Here is a 19571-nt window from a genome sequence, read left to right as displayed (position 1 = left end):
CTTCAATTCCTAATTAATCAATGAACTTAATACTAGGTCTCGAAAAGAATTATGCTTCCTCTTTTTGTCTGAGTTCAAAGAGGTCTTCTACTTTCAGATTAAAAACTTGAGCAATTTTAAGAGCCATTTCCAGCGAAGGATTGTAACGGTTATTTTCCAAGTGAAGAATTGTCTCGCGTCGCATGCCGATGAGGTCGGCTAACTCCTGCTGGGTCATGCCTGTGGACTCACGAACAGATTTGAGATTAGTAATAATATTGCTTTCTTTGGACATACTTATCCTCTCCGTTCCAAGATAAGATAGACAACCGCAAAGATGAAAATCAAGGCAGCTATGCTAATAAAGATCTGGCCCATGTAAAGAGTGAGAGACCCCATATACCCAATGATAACTGCTAGAATCATCAGTGCGCCTAGTATAAAAACAAACATTAAGCTTGCTGCCTTTGCTAAATTAGCATAAAAGCGTTCGTCCGGAGTTTCCTTGACATTTTTCAAACAGAAAAAACCAAATACAATCACTTCAATAACGAGGCCAATTCCCAAAATCCATTCTTTAATACCAGAACTTTCGCTTGGGGTCGAAACCCAAATCCCTACTGTATAAATAATGCATGCTGCAAATAAAAGTACCGTGTAAAGTTTAGCAGACAAGTCAAAAATAGTCTTCCCCTTACCTTTCTGAATCTTATGAGGCCGTGGTTTCATATGTAGCCAGCTCCAAATAGCTACAATCTGACCTAACACTGAAATACCAACAATAACTAACTTGGGTCCCCAACTAAGATTAGAACCAAATAAAACAATAAAATCAATAAAGAGAGCTACGGCAATCATTGCAATGAGGCCACGCATTTTTTGACTTTTTTTCATGATAGACTCCTTTTTGTGTTATAAATATATAACACTTAAATTTATGTTATAAATATATCACACTTAAATTTAGAAAGCAAAAATTTATGTGTCAATGTGGCAATTATTTGAAAAATTTTTTTAATTTAAGACCTCGCTAGTCAAACAACTAAAGAATTCTTTGAAGCAATGCATCGGATTTGGTTTGGATAGTTTCGTTAATAGCATTTGATGATAAAGAACTTTTGGAAAATCTAGATACTGTATGAAACTCTACTTTTTTATTAGGCTGTTATAAAGTCTGTCAGAATAAGCTTTGTAGGTGTAGAAGCTAATTTTTACAGAAGTGAAGTAAGCATTCAATACGAATCAATACATAAGAAAAACGCTGATTTCAAGCGTTTTTTCTTTTTTCCAATTTCAATACATTTCACTATATTTCAGTCCAAACTCTACCTTTTTTAGATAAATATATCATCTGGATATTGAAGTTAAGCCCTGCTATCATTTCGATGGCAGGGCTTTTTAATGTTTGGTACACTACCTTCTTATCTATGTTTTGATGGAGCTGAAGTTGACATCTACAAAGTTTAATGTTAGAATACATTCAAAAATATATTTGAATAAGGTGTTTTATGATTCAAAATATTGTTACTTCAATAATCCTGTATTCTGGGACAGCCGTAGACTTACTTATTATCCTAATGTTATTTTTTGCCAAAAGAAAAAGCAGAAAGGACATCATTAACATCTATTTAGGACAATTTCTAGGCTCTGTTAGTCTAATATTGCTAAGTTTACTTTTTGCATTTGTCTTAAATTATATTCCTAGTAAAGAGATTTTAGGTTTGCTCGGTTTGATTCCAATTTTCCTAGGACTCAAAGTTTTGCTTTTAGGAGATTCTGATGGAGAAGCTATTGCAAAAGATGGTTTGCGCAAAGATGATAAAAACCTGATTTTTCTAGTCGCTATGATTACTTTTGCAAGTTGTGGCGCTGACAATATTGGTGTTTTTGTCCCATATTTTATTACCTTAAATTTAGCGAATTTGATAGTGGCTTTACTTACCTTTCTAGTCATGATTTATCTCTTGGTTTTTTCTGCCCAAAAATTGGCACAAGTCCCTTCTGTTGGAGAAACTTTGGAGAAATATAGCAGATGGTTTATTGCCGTTGTTTATTTAGGATTGGGGATGTATATCTTGATTGAAAACAACAGCTTTGACATGCTATGGGCTGTGTTCGGCTAGGAGAAAAAATTATGAAAAAAGATAGTATCTGTCAAGTGGATGTTATAAATCAACAAAATGTTACAACCGCAACGAACTACCTTGAAAAGGAAAAAGTCCAAAAATCACTTCGCATTTTATCAAAATTTACCGATAATAAACAAATAAATATCATCTTTTATCTCCTTGCCGTCGAAGAACTCTGTGTCTGCGATATAGCCTGTTTATTAAATCTCAGTATGGCATCTGCCTCCCACCATCTTCGTAAACTAGCCAATCAAAACATCTTGGACACTAGAAGAGAGGGGAAAATTATATATTATTTTATAAAGGATGAGGAAATCAGAGATTTTTTTAATCAACTAGGATAACAACTATTTTTACTACTTTTCCATGATTATAGGGAGATTATATATGAAATTTTTTGATGAAAATTACTCACAAGAAATACCTACTCGTATCAAATGTTTAAGAAAAAAGTATAATTTAAGGCAAAGCGACCTAGGTAATGCAGGTCAAGTTAGCCAAGTTGAAAAGGAAGAAATCTGAAAGAAAATGTATCTTTGATAGTAGTTATTTATTGTGAAATATGATATATTTATTGATTAGATGGATGAATATTTCTAAAGTTAAATAAAATATGACAGATACATGCTTTTTAGTGTATCTTGTTTGTACTCAAAATATGAAGTGATTAACCAATATTTAAGATTAATAAATATTATACGATGAGATAGAATGCTACAAAATGAAAGGTGATGTAATCTGATGAAGAAAGATAGATTAATTGCATTGACAGATGCGGTTCTAGCAATTATAATGACTATCCTAATCTTAGAATTAGAAAAACCAACGACACCAAGTCTTCAAGCTTTTTGGGATTTACAGCAAAATTTCTTTGCTTATTTTCTTTCCTTTTTCTGGTTAGGATCGTTATGGATGGCACTAAACACACTATGGGAAAAGGTTGAGAAAATTTCCCCACAAATTGTTTGGTGGAATTTGTTTCTTTTATTTTTTGTTTCATTTATGCCCTATGCTACTTGAATCGTTAGTAGTCATTTCATGAACCATACGGCACAGCTCTTTTATGGACTGATCGTTATTGTTTCAACGGTAGCAAACTGGTTTTTACATAAAGTAATTGATAAACCCAATATAGATCAGAAAGAATTACTTGAAGCTACCGCACAATATAGAAAGTTATTGATACCTGACCTAATAATTAAAGGAGTGGGATTGATTCTATCCTTGATTCTCTATCCTCCGATTATGATGTATAGTGTTTTAATTGCGGCATTTTACATCATAACTTTAAAAACACTATCTGAAAAAAGAGTGAATAACTAAAAAACGGTGACCAAAGTTAGGTGCATTATTTTAATGATTACAGACCTAAACTATTCCCCTATTTAGAATCTATTAATTCATATTTTATAAATTAATTAGTAGATATCGTTCTTAAAATCCTTGATATTTCGCTGTTTTTAGTCCAACTGAAATGCATACTTTCCAAACCAGATTTTAAGAAAGCTCGTAAAGCTAGGTAGTTCTCTAAACGTTAAGAACTAGCTATAATACAGCATTTACAACACTTCATGGTTCACACCATGGGGTGTTTTTGACAAAATTCACACCATTTAATTGAAAGTTATTCAAATTAGATGAAAATTTGTTTGCTGAAAAAGTGGGGAAACATTGATTTTAAGTGAATTTTGAAACATATTCGAATGGGAGTTTTTAAAATCATGTTTCGGTTGTAAAAGTGCCAAACTGGACTCTCCATAGGAGGGTGATATCATCTGCTATTAGATTGTCTTCTAGTAGTTTCATTTTGCGTTTTGGGACAGGTTTAGGGCCTTCCATATCAAGATTAGGAAAGATATAGGGCTTGACAGGGTAGTCTTTATAGACAGTATCAAAAGTAGTATTCATAAATTTTTTCTTCTAATTTATCCCTATTAGTCTAATAAATTTCTAAAAAATTTAAAAATTTTTAACTCTGTCAAGTTTTTTTCTTGACACCTCTCGAAAATCTGTTATAATAGAACATGTGCTAAATAGCTTAGCTATTTCACCGAAATAAAAAATAAAAGAAAAGAGATATTAAAAATGGCAGTAAAAATCCGTTTGACTCGTATGGGTTCTAAGAAAAAACCTTTCTACCGTATTAACGTAGCAGATTCACGTTCACCACGTGACGGACGTTTCATCGAAACAGTTGGAACATACAACCCACTTGTTGAAGAAAACCAAGTAACTTTGAAAGAAGACCGTATTTTGGCATGGTTGGCTGATGGAGCTCAACCTTCAGATACAGTTCGCAACATCCTTTCAAAAGAAGGCGTATTGAAGAAATTCCACGATTCTAAATTCTCAAAATAAGTTTAAAGTAGGTTGACAGATGGATACGATTGAAAATCTCATTATTGCAATTGTGAAACCTTTGATTTCACAACCAGATGCCTTAACTATCAAGATTGAAGATACACCAGAATTTTTGGAATATCACTTGGATCTTGACCAGAGCGATGTGGGTCGTGTAATCGGTCGTAAGGGTCGCACTATTTCTGCGATAAGAACGATTGTCTACTCTGTCCCAACTGAAGACAAAAAAGTAAGAATCGTTATTGATGAAAAATAAGAAAAGCGGGACACGGTCTCGCTTTTTTTGCAAGAAAATCCATGAATGTTCTTCATAATTAAAGAATCGTTATCCCTTTCTCCAACTTGTGAAAATCCCTGTAACATGATAAAATAAAGGGAGAAATAGATACAGGAGACAAGATGAACTACTTTAATGTTGGGAAAATCGTCAATACGCAGGGGCTACAGGGTGAGATGCGTGTCTTGTCAGTGACCGATTTTGCTGAAGAACGCTTTAAAAAAGGGGCAGAGCTTGCCTTATTTGATGAAAAAGATCAATTTGTGCGTACAGTGGTCATTGCAAGCCACCGTAAACAAAAAAACTTCGATATCATCAAGTTTAAAGATATGTACCATATCAATGATATCGAAAAATATAAGGGTTACAGTCTGAAGGTTGCTGAGGAGAATCTCAATGACCTCGATGAAGGTGAGTTTTACTACCACGAGATTATCGGTTTAGAAGTCTATGAGGGAGATAACTTGATTGGAACTATCAAGGAAATCCTTCAGCCAGGCGCCAATGATGTCTGGGTAGTCAAACGAAAAGGCAAACGAGACCTACTCTTACCTTATATCCCGCCTGTTGTTCTCAATATAGATATTCCTAATAACCGTGTGGATGTTGAACTCTTAGAAGGGTTAGACGATGAAGATTGATATTTTAACTCTTTTTCCAGAAATGTTCACACCCTTAGAACATTCCATCGTTGGCAAGGCTCGTGAAAAAGGACTCTTAGATATCCACTATCATAATTTTCGTGACTACGCTGAAAAGGCCCGTCATGTGGATGATGAACCTTACGGAGGTGGTCAAGGGATGCTCCTTCGAGCGCAACCGATTTTTGACGCCTTTGATGCGATTGAAAAAAAGAACCCGCGCGTGATTCTCTTAGACCCTGCTGGGAAGCAGTTTGACCAATCTTATGCTGAAGATTTGGCGCAAGAAGAAGAGCTTATCTTTATCTGTGGTCACTACGAAGGCTATGATGAGCGTATTAAGACCTTGGTAACCGATGAGATATCTCTTGGAGATTATGTCTTGACTGGTGGAGAACTAGCAGCGATGACCATGATTGATGCGACGGTGCGCTTGATTCCAGAAGTTATTGGGAAGGAAGCAAGTCACCAAGATGATAGCTTTTCATCAGGACTCTTGGAATATCCTCAGTACACAAGACCTTACGATTATCGTGGAATGCTAGTTCCAGATGTTCTCATGAGTGGACACCATGAAAACATACGTCAATGGCGACTCTATGAGAGTCTCAAGAAAACCTACCAACGTAGACCTGATTTGCTGGAAGAGTATAAACTAACAGCAGAAGAAGAGAAAATGTTAGCAGAAATTAAAGAAAATAACAATTAAAAGGAGAAAACTATGCAAGTAATTAAACGTGATGGACAAGTCGCTGATTTTGATCCAGATAAAATCTACCAAGCTATCCTTAAGGCGGCTCAGACAGTCTATGTTTTGACTGACGATTTGCGCCAAAATCTAGCTCAAGTTACTAAAAAAGTTGTGTTGGATTTGGAAGAAGCAAAAGTAGAACGTGCGACTATCAGTATGATTCAATCAATGGTTGAACACCGCTTACTTGGTGCGGGATACATTACAATCGCAGAACATTATATCTCTTATCGTTTGCAACGTGATTTGGAGAGAAGTGGTTATGGCGACCACATCGCTGTTCACCTTCATTTTGAACAAATTCGCTAAGATAAAAAGAGTGAGATGATAGAAGCATCTCACTCTTTCTTAAATCTTCTTTTTTGGGCCGTTTGGATAGTAGAAGGAACGAAAGTTACTCTTCGAATATCCGACACTCGAATAATACGGCTAACATTTTTTGCGAAATTTTTAACGATAATTTGTTGGCGGTCAGTATCATACTTGATAATATCGCCTGTAAAACTTGACTCAGCAAAAATGATGTGTACAGCTGTTTTTTTAACTAAGGCTTCTTCAAGTCTAGCAATTAGGGGATCGCTTTTTTCAGGAATGGAATCTTCATGTCCATTAATAAAATCATGGACTTTTTGCAAAGCCTGTTTTAAAAAATCTTTCATTCCGGCCTCCCTTCTTTACATCATTATATAAAAATTTTATGAAATCTACAAGATTTTTCGAATAATCAATTGAGAACAAAAAGGAGAAAAACATGGCAGAATTTACATTTGAAATTGAAGAACACTTGCTTACTCTATCTGAAAATGAAAAAGGATGGACCAAAGAAATCAATCGTGTCAGCTTTAATGGTGCACCAGCGAAGTTTGACATTCGTAGCTGGAGTCCTGACCACACCAAGATGGGGAAAGGAATTACCCTCTCAAATGAAGAATTTCAAATCATGGTGGATGCTTTTAAGAATCAATAAACTTTCATACAAGATTAATTAAAAAGAGGCTAGGGAAATTCCCGGCCTCTTTTATTTGCTTGAAAAATAAGCTTGTGTACGAAGACGTTGGAGTAGTGGTCGGCTGATGAAGCTAATGGCTACAATTTTGGCAAGATCAGGTATGATAAAGGGAATAACACCTACAGCCAGTGCTTTATCAAAAGGCATTCCAGCTAAGAAGTGGAGACTGAGAATACCACCGACAAAAACAAGTGAATCTCCCAAGAGATTAGCTAGGAAAATACGTACAACACCACTATTTGTGTGAGTTAGGTAGGAAGCAATCCCTGCATAGACTAGGTCAAACCAAAGATAACCCGCGCTTGGACCAACCAGAACATGAAAACCAGCTCCACCACTAGCAAAGACTGGTAGTCCAATAGCACCTAGTAAGAGGTAAAGTCCAACAGAGAGAACAGCTTCCCTTGGTCTAAAAACAGTAGCAATGAGACCAATAGCAAAGTTTTGCAGAGTAAATGGAACAGGTCCAATTGGAATGCTAATATGGGCTAATACTGCAATCAGAGCGGCCCCAATAGCAGGAATAGCATAGATGTGTGCTTTTTTCATAATAGTTAACCTCTTTTATAATTTATAGTAACTATTATACTGGAAGAGATATAAATGTCAACCTATTTTAAAAACAAAGGTTACAAACTTGTAACGGCCGATTGAGATAAAAAAAGAGACCAAGGGGTCTCTCTTTTCTTTTAACGCATCGTAACAAACTCTTCTGAACCAGTTGGATGGATAGCGACGGTAGCATCAAAGTCAGCTTTTGTAGCTCCCATTTTGATAGCAACTGCAAAACCTTGAATCATTTCGTCAACACCGTAGCCGATACCATGAAGACCAACTACCTTTTCATCGTCACCTGCTGTAACTAGCTTGAAGCGAGCTTCTTGACGGTGACTAGTCACTGATGAATACATAGAAGCAAATTTTGAAGTATAGACTTTGATGTTTTCTTGTCCATACTCTTTGATAGCTTCTTCCTCAGTCAGACCGACAGTTCCGATAGCTGGATGTGAAAAGACAACAGTTGGAATGGTTGTATAATCCATTTTAGCATTGGTTTTGCCATTGAATAGTCTTTCTGAGAGAGTACGACCAGCTTTGATAGCGACAGGTGTTAGTTCTTTTTCGCCTGTAACATCTCCAAGAGCATAGATACCGTCAACGACGGTGTTTTGGTATTCATCAACTTTGATGAAACCACGTTCATTGAGGGTAACACCTGCTTTTTCAAGTTGAAGTCCTTCAACGTTTGGACGGCGACCAGTTGCCCAGATAACTTGACTGGCAGTATGAGTGCTGCCATCTTCGAAATGAATGGTAATACCTTGTTCAGTTTCTTCAAGTTTAGCAGGGACTTTGTGAGTGTGGAGGTTTAGTCCTGTATTTTCCATTTCTTGAACCAAGCTCTCAACAATATAGCTATCAAATCCACGTAGCGGACGTTCACGACGTACGAAAAGATCAGTCTTTACACCAAGTGTATGGAGTACACCAGCTAATTCTACAGCAATGTAACCAGCACCTAGAATAGCTACCGATTCAGGTAACTCTTCCCAGGCGAAGATATCATCTGAGCTACCACCTAGTTCAGCACCAGGAATAGCAGGGATATGAGGATGAGCTCCAGTCGCAATTACAATATGCTTAGCACGGATCAATTCGCCATTAACGCTGACTGTATGAGCATCAACGAACTCAGCACGTCCTTCAATCAAATCAACCCCGTTGCGCTTGAAGCTTCCATCGTAAGACGAGCGAGCACGGTCAATATAAGCTTCACGATTCTTACGAAGTGTTGTGTAATCAAATTCGTTGTCAGTGCTTGTGAAACCATAGTCAGGTCCATATTTGTGGATACTCTCTGCAATTTGTGCTCCATACCACATGATTTTCTTAGGAACGCACCCTATATTGACACAAGTTCCTCCTAATTTCTTTTCCTCAATAACTGCGGCTTTAGCACCATGTTCGCCAGCACGATTCATGGTAGCAATACCTCCGCTACCTCCACCGATGGCGATAATATCATATTCTCTCATTGAAAGCTCCTTTAGTTGTTTTCTAGTCATATTCTATCTTTTTTTGAAAGTCAATGCAAAAATCTGCTACGCTTAAATTTCTTAAGAAAATGCTTGCAAAAATAAAAAAGAAGTTGTATTATATAACTAACACAACAATAAAAGATTTAGCAAATGTTTTTGGATAGTTAGAAATAAATTGTCCATTTTTAAGATATGTGCTATAATCTTAATATATGCAATTAAAAAGGAGTATTGATATGAAAAGAAAGTCAAAAGCCAAGAAATGGCCTTTATTTACAGCTATCGGTGTTGCATCAGTTCTTGTAGTGGGAGCGGCTGCCGTTCTTCTATTAAGACAACCAAATCAAGCTGCAACAAAAGATGAAACTGCAAAGATTACTCTTGCAAAAGAGGGTTCAGTAGCTTCATCAGTTCTCTTATCCGGTACTGTGACGGCTCAGAATGAACAATATGTTTATTATGATGCTAGTAAGGGTGACTTGGATGAGGTCTTGGTTTCTGTAGGAGATAAGGTCAGCGAGGGGCAGGCACTAGTCAAGTATAGTAGTACAGAAGCCCAGGCTGCCTATGATGCTGCAAGCCGTGCTGTAGCTAAAGCTGACCGTCATATCAATGAATTAAACGATTCACGTAATACCGCCGCAGCAACACCAAGTATTCCTCAAGCAGGTCTAGAAGGAGCAACTGGACAAGCACCAGCTCAGTCATCCGGTTCTGCCACAGCTGCTATTGATTCTCAAATCAGCGATGCACGTGATGTGCGTGCAGATGCAGAAGCGCAACTCGAAAAAGCTCAAGCCCAATTGAATTCTGCTACTGTATTGAGTACTGTAGAGGGAACAGTTGTTGAAGTGAATCGTAATGTTTCAAAATCTCCAACAGGAAATAGTCAAGTTTTGGTTCATATCGTAAGTAACGATAACTTGCAGGTCAAGGGAGAGCTTTCTGAGTACAATCTTGCAAACCTTTCTGTTGGCCAAGAAGTCACCTTTACTTCTAAGGTCTATCCAGATAAAACTTGGAATGGTAAGATTAGCTATATTTCAAATTATCCAAAAAATAATAGTGAAGCAAGTAGTAGCTTAGCTGGTTCCAACACTGGTTCTAAATACCCATATACAGTCGATGTAACTAGCGAAATTGGTGATTTGAAACAGGGCTTTACAGTCAGTGTCGAAGTGAAAAGCACTAGCAAAGCATTGCTTGTACCGATTACCAGCATTGTGATGGAAGAAGATAAAAACTACGTTTGGATTCTTGACGAAAATCAAAAGGCCAAAAAAGTTGAAGTTGGATTGGGCAATGCAGATGCAGAAAACCAAGAAATTACATCTGGTCTGACAGATGGAGCAAAAGTCATCAGTAATCCGACAGCTTCCTTGCAAGAAGGAAAAGAGGTGAAGACTGATGAAGCAACTAATTAGCCTCAAAAATATCTGCCGTAGCTATCGTAATGGTGACCAAGAACTTCAAGTTCTTAAAAACATTAACCTAGAAGTTCATGAGGGAGAATTCGTGGCTATCATGGGACCATCTGGTTCTGGTAAGTCTACCCTCATGAATACCATTGGTATGCTAGATACACCTACAAGTGGTCAGTATTTTCTAGACGGAAAAGAAGTAGCTGGTTTGGGAGAAAAACAATTAGCAAAGGTTCGAAATCAAGAAATCGGCTTTGTCTTTCAACAATTCTTTCTCTTGTCCAAGCTCAATGCTCTTCAAAACGTAGAATTGCCCTTGATTTATGCTGGAGTTTCAGCTTCAAAACGTCGCAAATTAGCGGAAGAGTATCTGGAAAAGGTTGAACTGACCGAGCGTAGCCATCATTTACCTTCGGAGTTGTCAGGTGGTCAGAAGCAAAGGGTTGCCATTGCGCGTGCTCTAGTCAACAATCCTTCAATCATTCTAGCAGACGAACCGACTGGGGCACTTGATACCAAAACAGGAAATCAAATCATGCAACTCTTGGTTGAATTAAATAAAGAAGGAAAAACCATTATCATGGTTACGCATGAGCCTGAAATTGCTGCCTATGCGAAACGTCAAATCGTCATCCGAGATGGTGTCATTTCGTCTGATAGTGGCTTAGTAGAAAAGGAGGAAAACTAAGATGCAGAATCTGAAATTTGCCTTTTCATCCATTATGGCCCACAAGATGCGGTCCTTCTTGACCATGATCGGGATTATCATCGGTGTATCCTCCGTTGTCGTGATTATGGCCTTAGGGGACTCCATGTCTCGTCAGGTCAATAAAAATATGACCAAGTCCCAGAAAGATATCCATGTCTTTTTCTCACCTACAAAGAGTAAGGACGGTTCCTTTACACAAAGACAATCTGCATTGACCTTGTCTGGTGGTCAAGAAGAAAATTTTGTTGAACCACCAAAACCTCAAGAAGCATGGGTCAAGGAAGCTGCTAAGCTCAAGGGAGTGGATAGCTACTATGTGACCAACTCAGCCAATGTGACCTTGACATATAAGGATAAAAAGGTCGAACACGCTAACATGACGGGTGGGAATATCACCTATATGGATGCGGTCGAAAATGAAATCATTGCAGGTCGTGGCCTTAGAGCGCAAGATTATAAGGATTTCGCAAGTGTGATTATCCTAGATGAAGAACTAGCCGATAGCCTTTTTGGTTCCGCACAGGATGCCCTCAATCAGATTATTGAAGTAAACGAAATTAGTTACCGTGTTATCGGTGTTTATGCAAGTAAAGAAGCTAAGGCTGCAAAAGCCTTTGGAGTCGGAGGACTACCAATTACGACCAATATTTCTCTTGCAGCTAATTTTAACACAGATGAGATTTCAAATATTGTCTTCCGTGTCAATGATACTAGCTTAACCCAGACTTTGGGACCAGAGTTGGCAAGAAGAATGACAGAGATTGCAGGTCTTCAACAAGGGGAATATCAAGTTGCAGATGCGTCTGCTGCCTTCCAAGAAGTTCAACAACTCTTTGGCTTCATAACAACGATTATTAGTGCCATTGCGGGGATTTCCCTTTTTGTTGGTGGTACTGGTGTTATGAACATCATGCTTGTTTCGGTGACAGAGCGTACTCGCGAGATTGGTCTACGAAAAGCACTGGGAGCTACACGGGCTAATATTCTGGTTCAATTTTTGATTGAATCCATGATTTTAACCTTGTTAGGAGGGTTCATCGGTCTTGTGCTGGCTGCAGGAGTGACCATGCTTGCGGGTGTCCTTCTTCAAAACATGATTGCAGGAATCGAAGTTGGCGTATCCATTCCAATTGCTCTCTTTAGTTTAGCTGTCTCAGCTGGCATCGGTATGATATTTGGTGTTCTACCAGCCAATAAAGCTTCTAAACTAGATCCTATTGAAGCCCTTCGATATGAATAAAATAAACAACAGGAAAAACAAGATGGACACTTGTCTATCTTGTTTTTTGTATGGATTTCCATTTCGAAAATCACTAAAAATATGATATAATGAAGTGTTAGAAAAACAGGTTTCATTAGCCTGGAAAGGAAATATTATGTCTGAAAAGAATTTTTATATTACAACACCGATTTACTATCCATCTGGTAAACTTCATATCGGTTCTGCCTACACAACTATCGCATGTGATGTCCTAGCTCGCTACAAACGACTCATGGACTACGATGTCTTTTATCTGACAGGTCTTGATGAGCATGGTCAGAAGATTCAACAAAAAGCTGAAGAAGCTGGTATCACGCCTCAAGCCTATGTTGACGGCATGGCAGTTGGAGTCAAAGAACTCTGGAAATTGCTTGATATCTCATACGATAAATTTATCCGTACAACTGATGACTACCATGAAAAAGTAGTAGCTCAAGTCTTTGAACGCTTGCTTGCTCAAGATGATATTTACTTGGGTGAATACTCTGGTTGGTATTCAGTCTCAGACGAGGAATTCTTTACAGAAAGTCAGCTTGCGGAAGTTTTCCGTGATGAAGCTGGAAATGTAACGGGAGGTATCGCTCCATCAGGTCACGAGGTGGAATGGGTTTCAGAAGAGTCTTACTTCCTTCGCCTCAGCAAGTACCAAGATCGTTTGGTCGAATTTTTCAAATCACATCCTGACTTCATCACTCCAGATGGTCGTCTCAATGAAATGTTGAAAAACTTTATCGAGCCAGGTTTGGAAGATTTAGCGGTATCACGTACAACCTTTACATGGGGGGTGCCAGTCCCATCAAATCCAAAACACGTTGTCTATGTTTGGATTGATGCCCTTCTCAACTATGCGACTGCTCTTGGTTATGGTCAAGAGGATCATGCTAACTACGATAAATTCTGGAATGGAACAGTCTTCCATATGGTCGGAAAAGACATCCTTCGTTTCCACTCAATCTACTGGCCAATCCTTCTCATGATGTTGGATATGAAATTGCCTGATCGCTTGATTGCCCATGGTTGGTTTGTCATGAAAGACGGCAAGATGTCTAAGTCTAAAGGGAATGTTGTTTACCCTGAAATGTTAGTAGAACGTTATGGACTAGATCCACTTCGTTACTACCTCATGCGTAGCCTTCCAGTCGGTTCAGACGGAACCTTCACTCCAGAAGACTATGTAGGACGTATCAACTATGAATTGGCAAATGACCTTGGTAACCTCCTCAACCGTACGGTTTCTATGATTAACAAGTACTTTGATGGTCAAATCCCTGCCTACGTAGAAGGTGTGACAGACTTTGACAATGCACTTGCTCAAGTTGCAGAACAATCAATCGCTGACTACCACACCTATATGGAAGCAGTTGACTATCCACGTGCGCTTGAAGCAGTTTGGACTCTTATCTCACGTACCAACAAGTATATCGATGAGACAGCTCCTTGGGTACTGGCTAAGGACGAAGCGCACCGTGACCAATTGGCAAGTGTGATGAGCCACTTGGCAGCTAGCCTTCGTGTCGTAGCTCACTTGATTGAGCCATTTATGATGGAAACCAGTCGTGCAGTCTTGACTCAACTTGGACTCGCAGAAGTTTCTAGCCTTGAAAACTTGAGCTTGGCTGATTTACCTGCAGGTGTAACGGTAGTTGCCAAAGGAACACCTATTTTCCCACGTCTCGATATGGAAGAAGAAATCGCCTATATCAAAGAACAAATGGAAGGTAACAAGCCAGCCGTCGAAAAAGAATGGAATCCAGATGAAGTTGAACTCAAACTGAACAAGGAAGAAATTAAGTTTGAAGACTTTGACAAGGTTGAAATCCGTGTTGCTGAAGTCAAAGAAGTTTCTAAAGTGGAAGGTTCTGATAAGTTGCTTCAATTCCGCTTGGATGCTGGTGATGGTGAAGATCGTCAAATCCTCTCAGGAATTGCAAAATACTATCCAAACGAACAAGAATTGGTCGGCAAGAAAGTTCAAATCGTTGCTAACCTTAAACCACGTAAAATGATGAAAAAATATGTCAGCCAAGGGATGATTCTCTCAGCTGAACATGATGGCAAATTAACCCTTCTCACAGTTGATCCAGCTGTACCAAACGGAAGTGTGATTGGATAAGATTTAAAAGGACCAGTTTGAACTGGTTCTTTTCTTTTGTGAGGTGTCTGTTGATAAAAGAGTCATTCTGTTTTATAATGAAGAAAACGGAGGAAAAAACCATGAAATACATCCCATTTGGACAAGAGAAAAGAGAACTATCAGAAATTGTCCTCGGCATGATGCGAATCAGTGACAAATCGGTTAAAGAAGTGGAGGAGCTGGTTGAAACAGCCTTATCTGTCGGAATCAATGCTTTTGACCTAGCAGATATCTACGGTGGAGGTCGTTGCGAGGAATTACTAGGTCAGGTGTTAAAACATCGTCCAGATTTGCGAGAAAAGATGTGGATCCAGTCCAAGTGTGGTATTCGCATAGAAGAATTTACCTATTTTGATTTTTCAAAAGATTATATTTTGGACTCAGTAGATGGAATTCTACAGAGATTGCAGGTTGACTATTTAGATAGCTTGCTTCTCCATCGTCCGGACGCCCTAATGGAAGCAGACCAAGTGGCAGAGGCCTTTGAAATCCTGCACAAGTCTGGTAAAGTTCGAGACTTTGGTGTGTCCAATCAAAATCCTATGATGATAGAGTTGCTGAAGAAAGAAGTCAAACAGCCATTAACGATCAATCAGTTACAACTAAGTGCAGCTTTTACGCCTGGTTTTGACGCTGGTTTCCATGTCAATATGGAAGGTGACAAGGCAGCTGTGCGTGATGGTAGCATCTTTGAATACTGTAAACTAAATGACATGGTCATTCAGGCTTGGTCAGTCTTGCAGTTTGGCTATTTTAAGGGTAATTTTGTTGGCAAAGAGCAATTTCAAGATCTAAATGAGGTTCTAAATCGATTAGCTTTAAAATACGGTGTGAGCCCATCAGCCATTGCTATCGCTTGGGTGTTACGCTATCCAGCAAAGATGCAGGCAGTAGTAGGAACAACCAAACCCAAACACTTGCTAGAAGCAAGCCAAGCAAGTAACCTGACTCTAACACGAAAAGAATGGTATGAAATTTACCTAGCAGCAGGGAATGATTTACCTTAGAAATTAAAACGAAATCCACTCAAGAGCGAGATTCTACTTGCTCTTTTTGTTTGAAAAAAAATTTATATAATTGTTTGAAAATACAAACTATAAATGATAAAATGGTATAAAATAACAATATAATAAATATTTCGATAAAATAGGAGAATATAGAATGAAAAGAATAGTTTTGACTTCTGTTGTTTTTCTCTCGTTGCTGACATCAGTTGGTTGCTCGAAACATAAGGAAGATGCAAAAGTAACTGAACCTGTAACGACTGAACAGACCACGCAGGATAATACAAAATTGTACAAGGAAGCTGGTTTACTTACTTTTAGAAACGAAAAGCAGCTGGAACTTGGAGAACTTGATTCCAAATCTCGTGCAACCTATGCTCATATTCAATTCAAAGATAGTGATGAACCTAAAGAAAAGAGAGAAGCTAAATTAACCTTTGATCCAGTTGGATGGCATAACTATAAATTTTACTATGGTGATGGTACAAAAGAAGCTTGGCTGATGAATCGTGGTCATTTAGTTGGTTATCAATTTAGTGGACTTAATGATGAAGGTCGCAATTTAGTCCCTATGACAGCCTGGTTAAATACAGGTGCCTTTACTGGAACGGATGACAAAAATCAAAGTAGCATGCTCTATTATGAAAATGGACTTGATTCATGGCTTGCAAATCATCCAAACTATTACCTTGACTATAAGGTGACAGCAGTCTATAAGGATAATGAATTGATTCCGAGACAAATTATCTTACAGTACGTAGGAATTGATCAGGATGGTAAGTTACTTGAGATTAAATTAGGTAGCAGTAAGGAAAAAATTGATAAGTATTCCGTAACCCATGTTACCTTAGATAATGTTTCAGAAAATGCTGAAATAAATTATGCGGATGGTACTGCAAAAAATACGGTCAAATCAGCTGAAGAACGTGCTGCTGAAGTTAAAGCAGCCGAGGAAAAGGCTAAGAAAGAGGCTGAAGAAAAAGAAGCACAAGAAAAAGCAAAAAAAGAGGCTGAAGAGAAGGCTAAAGAAGAACAGACACAGCAGGAAACTGAAGCACCAGCACCTGCGGAGGAGTCACAAAGCAGTAATTCAGGTGGTTACTTTAGAGATAGAAAAGGAAGATGGCATCGACCAAATGGGAAGTATGCTTCTAAAAAGGAAATCAAAGAAGCTGGATTGCAATGGTGATGGTTTTTCAAGCTATATAAATCAGAATAATCACAGTCAAAAAGCCGTTGGAAAACGGTTTTTTGTTATAATTAAATTAAGATTCATAGATAACAAAGGAGAAAAACATGACATTTGAAGAAATTTTGCCTGGACTAAAGGCTAAGAAAAAATATGTACGTACTGGTTGGGGTGGAGCTGAGAACTATGTCCAGCTCTTTGATACCATTGAACAAAATGGTATCGCCCTTGAAGTGACACCCTATTTCCTCATCAACGTAACTGGTGAAGGGGAAGGTTTTTCTATGTGGAGCCCAACTCCTTGTGATGTCCTAGCGGCAGACTGGGTGGAAGTCCATGACTAGACGTGTATTGATTACGGGAGTAAGTTCAGGGATTGGTCTGGCACAAGCTCGTCTATTTTTAGAAAAAGGTTATCAGGTTTTCGGAGTGGATCAGGGTGAAAAGCCTGCCTTACAAGGCGACTTTCACTTTCTACAACGTGATTTAACGCTTGACTTGGAACCAATTTTTGACTGGTGCCCTCAAGTTGATATTCTGTGTAATACTGCCGGAATTTTGGATGACTACAAACCTTTACTAGAACAATCAGCCCAAGAAATTCAAGAGATTTTTGAAATCAACTATGTGACTCCAGTTGAGCTGACTCGACATTATTTGACACAAATGCTGGAGAATAAGAAGGGAATCATCATTAATATGTGTTCCATTGCTTCAAGTTTAGCTGGTGGAGGAGGCCACGCCTATACCTCGTCCAAACATGCCTTGGCAGGCTTTACCAAGCAGTTGGCTTTAGACTATGCTGAAGCTGGTATTCAAGTCTTTGGCATCGCGCCGGGAGCTGTCAAAACAGGCATGACCGCAGCGGACTTTGAACCAGGTGGCTTAGCAGACTGGGTAGCCAGTGAGACGCCCATCAAGCGCTGGATAGAGCCAGAAGAAGTGGCGGAAGTCAGCCTCTTTTTGGCCTGTGGGAAGGCGTCTGCCATGCAAGGACAGATCCTGACTATTGATGGTGGGTGGTCTTTGAAGTAGCATAGTTGGTATTCTGTGAATATGTGGAGGTAAACTATGAAAAGAGATGAGTTTGGATTTGTCTTGCCCAATCTCTACTATCAGTTTTTAACGGAGTGGGAAGAGATTGACCCCTATGAAATTGGAGATTCAGGCATCTGTTTGTATGCTAAGGAGGATCTTCAAGAGCGTAATGAGACTTATCAGATTGAGGAAGTAGAGCCAGATTACTTTATGATTGGACAGGAAGGAGATTTGGCTTACTTTATTAAGAAAAATGCAGATGATTGCATTTATGAAAATGACTTGGGTGCCTTAGGCTCTTTAGAAATGAAAAAAGTTGCTAAGAACGTCTATGAATTTATTGACAAGGTCTTGGAAGAAGAATTGTAGAAACTTGAAGGGAGTAATCATGTTTAGGATGCTTGATGAAGATTCACCGATTTCAAAAGAAGATCTTTTACAATTTGAGGAGATTCTTGGAAAGAAATTGCCAAAAACTATGATGGACTTTTATGTCAAGTACAATGGTGGCCAGCCCCAAGTAAGGGGCGTCCACGATGACCGTCACCTCTTTCCTTTTAATTCCTTTGATTCACTGGAGGAGATGAGGAAGTTTCTTACCTGGTTTGACGATGAGGTGGTTCCTGCGGGATTTAAGGCGGCAGACCTTCTTCATTTCGCCTATGATCCTGGTTCTGGCAACTATGCTCTTTCTCTAAGGGCAGAGGATTATGGCAAGGTTTATTTCTATGTCTTAGAAGAAACAGCTGAGATCTACGGTCAATGGGCTTCTTTTGAGGAATTTTTGAACTCTTTTGTTGAAGAGTGAGATTAAAAAGGAGAAGGGATGCGAAAATACCAAGAACTTTCACTAGAGCAGATAATTGAGCAGGTGCGCGTAGATCAATTAGTATCAGATGATTTTTGCCTCTATGGCAAGGAGGATGGAGAACTGGCACTAGCTAGGCTCTATTGGGTATCTGATTATCCGGATGTCGTGGAAGACTGTGATGTCTACCCGACGGATGTAGCAGAGCAAGATCTGCAACTAGTCTACTATGGAGAGCAGTTGATTGATGTTCTTGCAGCCGCACTTGAGGAAAAACCGAATGCAAGTCACCAAGACTTGGTCGATGCTTTAAATTATTATCAGCAGCATGATAGCTTTATGCCATTTGATGATTAGCTAGTCAGATTTGAGAACTAGCATCCGAAAGGAGGAAAGATAGTGATGAGAGAATATAAATTTGATATCCATAACGAGATATATGTGGCAATTCCAGAGGAAAAGGAAAAGGTCTGCCTTGCTTTAAGTGATTCTTTAGAGGTTATCAATGAGGAGTTGACTCCGTCTTATAAAGTAAAACTCGATAATCAACTGGATCAATCATCAGTATGGTATCCAAAAGCTTTGGAAAAAATTCAGGAGGAATTTCCAGAACTAGCGCACGCCAGACTCCTATCCATTTTTATTTTGTCTGAACAAAGGGATATAGACCTAATTTTTGGTTTGGAATTTGGACTAAGAGAGGACTCGGAGCATGGTAGAGGACTTAAATTCTCCCTCAATAGTTTTGAAATTTTAGAATATGGTATAGGCGAAGTCGCTTATTACTAGGTGTAGTCGATAACAAGAGAAGCACTAGAAGA

General features: G+C 38.7%; 30 protein-coding genes. 23 read left to right on the top strand and 7 right to left on the bottom strand.

Annotated elements, in window-relative coordinates; genetic code table 11:
- Window positions 1-49: 49 nt before the first annotated feature.
- From TZ94_RS06240 to TZ94_RS10025, 3 genes are all read right to left on the bottom strand, one after another.
- Window positions 50-274: a helix-turn-helix transcriptional regulator gene (locus TZ94_RS06240; protein ID WP_045613392.1), complete on the bottom strand. Its 225-nt coding sequence runs from the start codon at window positions 272-274 to the stop codon at window positions 50-52.
- 2 nt (window positions 275-276) lie between these two features.
- Window positions 277-873, bottom strand: a complete 597-nt coding sequence (locus TZ94_RS06235; RefSeq protein WP_045615219.1) for a membrane protein — start codon at window positions 871-873, stop codon at window positions 277-279.
- A gap of 412 nt (window positions 874-1285) precedes the next feature.
- Entirely contained in the window at window positions 1286-1459 is a 174-nt protein-coding gene (locus tag TZ94_RS10025) for a FanG protein (RefSeq protein WP_071788258.1), read from the bottom strand.
- A 28-nt stretch (window positions 1460-1487) separates the two neighbouring features.
- On the opposite strand from TZ94_RS10025, the gene TZ94_RS06230 reads away from it, so the two are divergent.
- The 5 genes from TZ94_RS06230 (at window position 1488) to TZ94_RS06215 (ending at window position 3431) form a co-directional block, all read left to right on the top strand.
- On the top strand, window positions 1488-2102 hold the full coding sequence (locus TZ94_RS06230) for a CadD family cadmium resistance transporter (protein ID WP_045615217.1): 615 nt from the start codon (window positions 1488-1490) through the stop codon (window positions 2100-2102).
- 11 nt (window positions 2103-2113) lie between these two features.
- Window positions 2114-2452: a Cd(II)/Zn(II)-sensing metalloregulatory transcriptional regulator CadX gene (cadX, locus tag TZ94_RS06225; protein WP_000711078.1), complete on the top strand. Its 339-nt coding sequence runs from the start codon at window positions 2114-2116 to the stop codon at window positions 2450-2452.
- Between the two features lie 43 nt (window positions 2453-2495).
- Complete coding sequence (locus TZ94_RS10115; protein ID WP_277813642.1) at window positions 2496-2630, top strand: hypothetical protein; 135 nt, start codon at window positions 2496-2498, stop codon at window positions 2628-2630.
- Window positions 2631-2849: 219 nt separating this feature from the next.
- Window positions 2850-3128: a TMEM175 family protein gene (locus TZ94_RS06220; protein WP_045615216.1), complete on the top strand. Its 279-nt coding sequence runs from the start codon at window positions 2850-2852 to the stop codon at window positions 3126-3128.
- Between the two features lie 18 nt (window positions 3129-3146).
- Complete coding sequence (locus TZ94_RS06215; RefSeq protein ID WP_014334291.1) at window positions 3147-3431, top strand: hypothetical protein; 285 nt, start codon at window positions 3147-3149, stop codon at window positions 3429-3431.
- A 396-nt stretch (window positions 3432-3827) separates the two neighbouring features.
- Here TZ94_RS06215 and TZ94_RS10020 read toward each other — a convergent pair whose 3' ends face one another.
- Window positions 3828-4016: a hypothetical protein gene (locus TZ94_RS10020; RefSeq protein ID WP_045615213.1), complete on the bottom strand. Its 189-nt coding sequence runs from the start codon at window positions 4014-4016 to the stop codon at window positions 3828-3830.
- A gap of 177 nt (window positions 4017-4193) precedes the next feature.
- On the opposite strand from TZ94_RS10020, the gene rpsP reads away from it, so the two are divergent.
- The 5 genes from rpsP to TZ94_RS09665 all read left to right on the top strand — a co-directional run bounded on the left by rpsP (window position 4194) and on the right by TZ94_RS09665 (window position 6447).
- Window positions 4194-4466 (top strand): 30S ribosomal protein S16, encoded by a 273-nt coding sequence (gene rpsP, locus TZ94_RS06205; protein WP_004253064.1) that lies wholly within the window; start codon window positions 4194-4196, stop codon window positions 4464-4466.
- 19 nt (window positions 4467-4485) lie between these two features.
- Window positions 4486-4725, top strand: a complete 240-nt coding sequence (gene kphA / locus TZ94_RS06200) for an RNA-binding protein KphA (protein ID WP_000379617.1) — start codon at window positions 4486-4488, stop codon at window positions 4723-4725.
- Window positions 4726-4868: 143 nt separating this feature from the next.
- Entirely contained in the window at window positions 4869-5387 is a 519-nt protein-coding gene (gene rimM / locus TZ94_RS06195; protein WP_016465641.1) for a ribosome maturation factor RimM, read from the top strand.
- On the top strand, window positions 5377-6096 hold the full coding sequence (trmD, locus tag TZ94_RS06190) for a tRNA (guanosine(37)-N1)-methyltransferase TrmD (RefSeq protein WP_045615211.1): 720 nt from the start codon (window positions 5377-5379) through the stop codon (window positions 6094-6096). Before rimM ends, trmD begins: the two co-directional genes overlap by 11 nt.
- 12 nt (window positions 6097-6108) lie before the next feature.
- Window positions 6109-6447: an ATP cone domain-containing protein gene (locus TZ94_RS09665; RefSeq protein WP_004253071.1), complete on the top strand. Its 339-nt coding sequence runs from the start codon at window positions 6109-6111 to the stop codon at window positions 6445-6447.
- A 29-nt stretch (window positions 6448-6476) separates the two neighbouring features.
- Here the strand turns inward: TZ94_RS09665 and TZ94_RS06180 are convergent, their stop codons facing one another.
- The gene (locus tag TZ94_RS06180; RefSeq protein WP_045615210.1) at window positions 6477-6797 is read right to left on the bottom strand and encodes a hypothetical protein; all 321 of its coding nucleotides are present in this window, start codon (window positions 6795-6797) and stop codon (window positions 6477-6479) included.
- A gap of 92 nt (window positions 6798-6889) precedes the next feature.
- On the opposite strand from TZ94_RS06180, the gene TZ94_RS06175 reads away from it, so the two are divergent.
- Entirely contained in the window at window positions 6890-7105 is a 216-nt protein-coding gene (locus TZ94_RS06175) for a YdbC family protein (protein ID WP_004253080.1), read from the top strand.
- 51 nt (window positions 7106-7156) lie between these two features.
- Here the strand turns inward: TZ94_RS06175 and TZ94_RS06170 are convergent, their stop codons facing one another.
- A complete protein-coding gene (locus tag TZ94_RS06170) occupies window positions 7157-7696 on the bottom strand; it encodes a biotin transporter BioY (RefSeq protein ID WP_045615208.1) in 540 nt (179 codons plus the stop codon).
- A 140-nt stretch (window positions 7697-7836) separates the two neighbouring features.
- Window positions 7837-9183, bottom strand: coding sequence for a glutathione-disulfide reductase (gene gor / locus TZ94_RS06165; RefSeq protein WP_045615206.1), 1347 nt, complete (start codon window positions 9181-9183; stop codon window positions 7837-7839).
- Window positions 9184-9422: 239 nt separating this feature from the next.
- On the opposite strand from gor, the gene TZ94_RS06160 reads away from it, so the two are divergent.
- The 12 genes from TZ94_RS06160 to TZ94_RS06105 all read left to right on the top strand — a co-directional run bounded on the left by TZ94_RS06160 (window position 9423) and on the right by TZ94_RS06105 (window position 19539).
- Entirely contained in the window at window positions 9423-10610 is a 1188-nt protein-coding gene (locus tag TZ94_RS06160; protein ID WP_045615205.1) for an efflux RND transporter periplasmic adaptor subunit, read from the top strand.
- The gene (locus TZ94_RS06155; protein ID WP_045615203.1) at window positions 10594-11295 is read left to right on the top strand and encodes an ABC transporter ATP-binding protein; all 702 of its coding nucleotides are present in this window, start codon (window positions 10594-10596) and stop codon (window positions 11293-11295) included. The genes TZ94_RS06160 and TZ94_RS06155 overlap by 17 nt, the downstream gene beginning before the upstream one ends.
- Before the next feature lies 1 nt (window position 11296).
- Complete coding sequence (locus TZ94_RS06150) at window positions 11297-12556, top strand: ABC transporter permease (protein WP_045615200.1); 1260 nt, start codon at window positions 11297-11299, stop codon at window positions 12554-12556.
- A gap of 136 nt (window positions 12557-12692) precedes the next feature.
- Complete coding sequence (metG, locus tag TZ94_RS06145; RefSeq protein ID WP_045615198.1) at window positions 12693-14690, top strand: methionine--tRNA ligase; 1998 nt, start codon at window positions 12693-12695, stop codon at window positions 14688-14690.
- A 101-nt stretch (window positions 14691-14791) separates the two neighbouring features.
- Complete coding sequence (locus TZ94_RS06140) at window positions 14792-15718, top strand: aldo/keto reductase (protein ID WP_045615227.1); 927 nt, start codon at window positions 14792-14794, stop codon at window positions 15716-15718.
- Between the two features lie 154 nt (window positions 15719-15872).
- A complete protein-coding gene (locus TZ94_RS06135) occupies window positions 15873-16904 on the top strand; it encodes a DNA/RNA non-specific endonuclease (RefSeq protein WP_045615196.1) in 1032 nt (343 codons plus the stop codon).
- Between the two features lie 107 nt (window positions 16905-17011).
- Complete coding sequence (locus TZ94_RS06130) at window positions 17012-17248, top strand: DUF2829 domain-containing protein (protein WP_045615194.1); 237 nt, start codon at window positions 17012-17014, stop codon at window positions 17246-17248.
- Window positions 17241-17939, top strand: a complete 699-nt coding sequence (locus TZ94_RS06125) for a 3-oxoacyl-ACP reductase (protein WP_045615193.1) — start codon at window positions 17241-17243, stop codon at window positions 17937-17939. Before TZ94_RS06130 ends, TZ94_RS06125 begins: the two co-directional genes overlap by 8 nt.
- Before the next feature lie 36 nt (window positions 17940-17975).
- Window positions 17976-18311 carry a hypothetical protein gene (locus tag TZ94_RS06120; protein ID WP_045615191.1) on the top strand — a complete coding sequence of 112 codons (336 nt, stop codon included), beginning with the start codon at window positions 17976-17978 and terminating at the stop codon, window positions 18309-18311.
- Between the two features lie 19 nt (window positions 18312-18330).
- Window positions 18331-18750 (top strand): SMI1/KNR4 family protein, encoded by a 420-nt coding sequence (locus tag TZ94_RS06115; protein ID WP_045615189.1) that lies wholly within the window; start codon window positions 18331-18333, stop codon window positions 18748-18750.
- A gap of 18 nt (window positions 18751-18768) precedes the next feature.
- Complete coding sequence (locus tag TZ94_RS06110; protein ID WP_045615187.1) at window positions 18769-19107, top strand: DUF7716 domain-containing protein; 339 nt, start codon at window positions 18769-18771, stop codon at window positions 19105-19107.
- Between the two features lie 45 nt (window positions 19108-19152).
- Window positions 19153-19539: a hypothetical protein gene (locus TZ94_RS06105; protein ID WP_045615185.1), complete on the top strand. Its 387-nt coding sequence runs from the start codon at window positions 19153-19155 to the stop codon at window positions 19537-19539.
- Window positions 19540-19571: the final 32 nt, after the last annotated feature.

The organism is Streptococcus infantis, assembly GCF_000960085.1.
Lineage (GTDB): Bacteria > Bacillota > Bacilli > Lactobacillales > Streptococcaceae > Streptococcus > Streptococcus infantis_C.
This window is presented reverse-complemented; position numbering and strand designations above follow the sequence as displayed.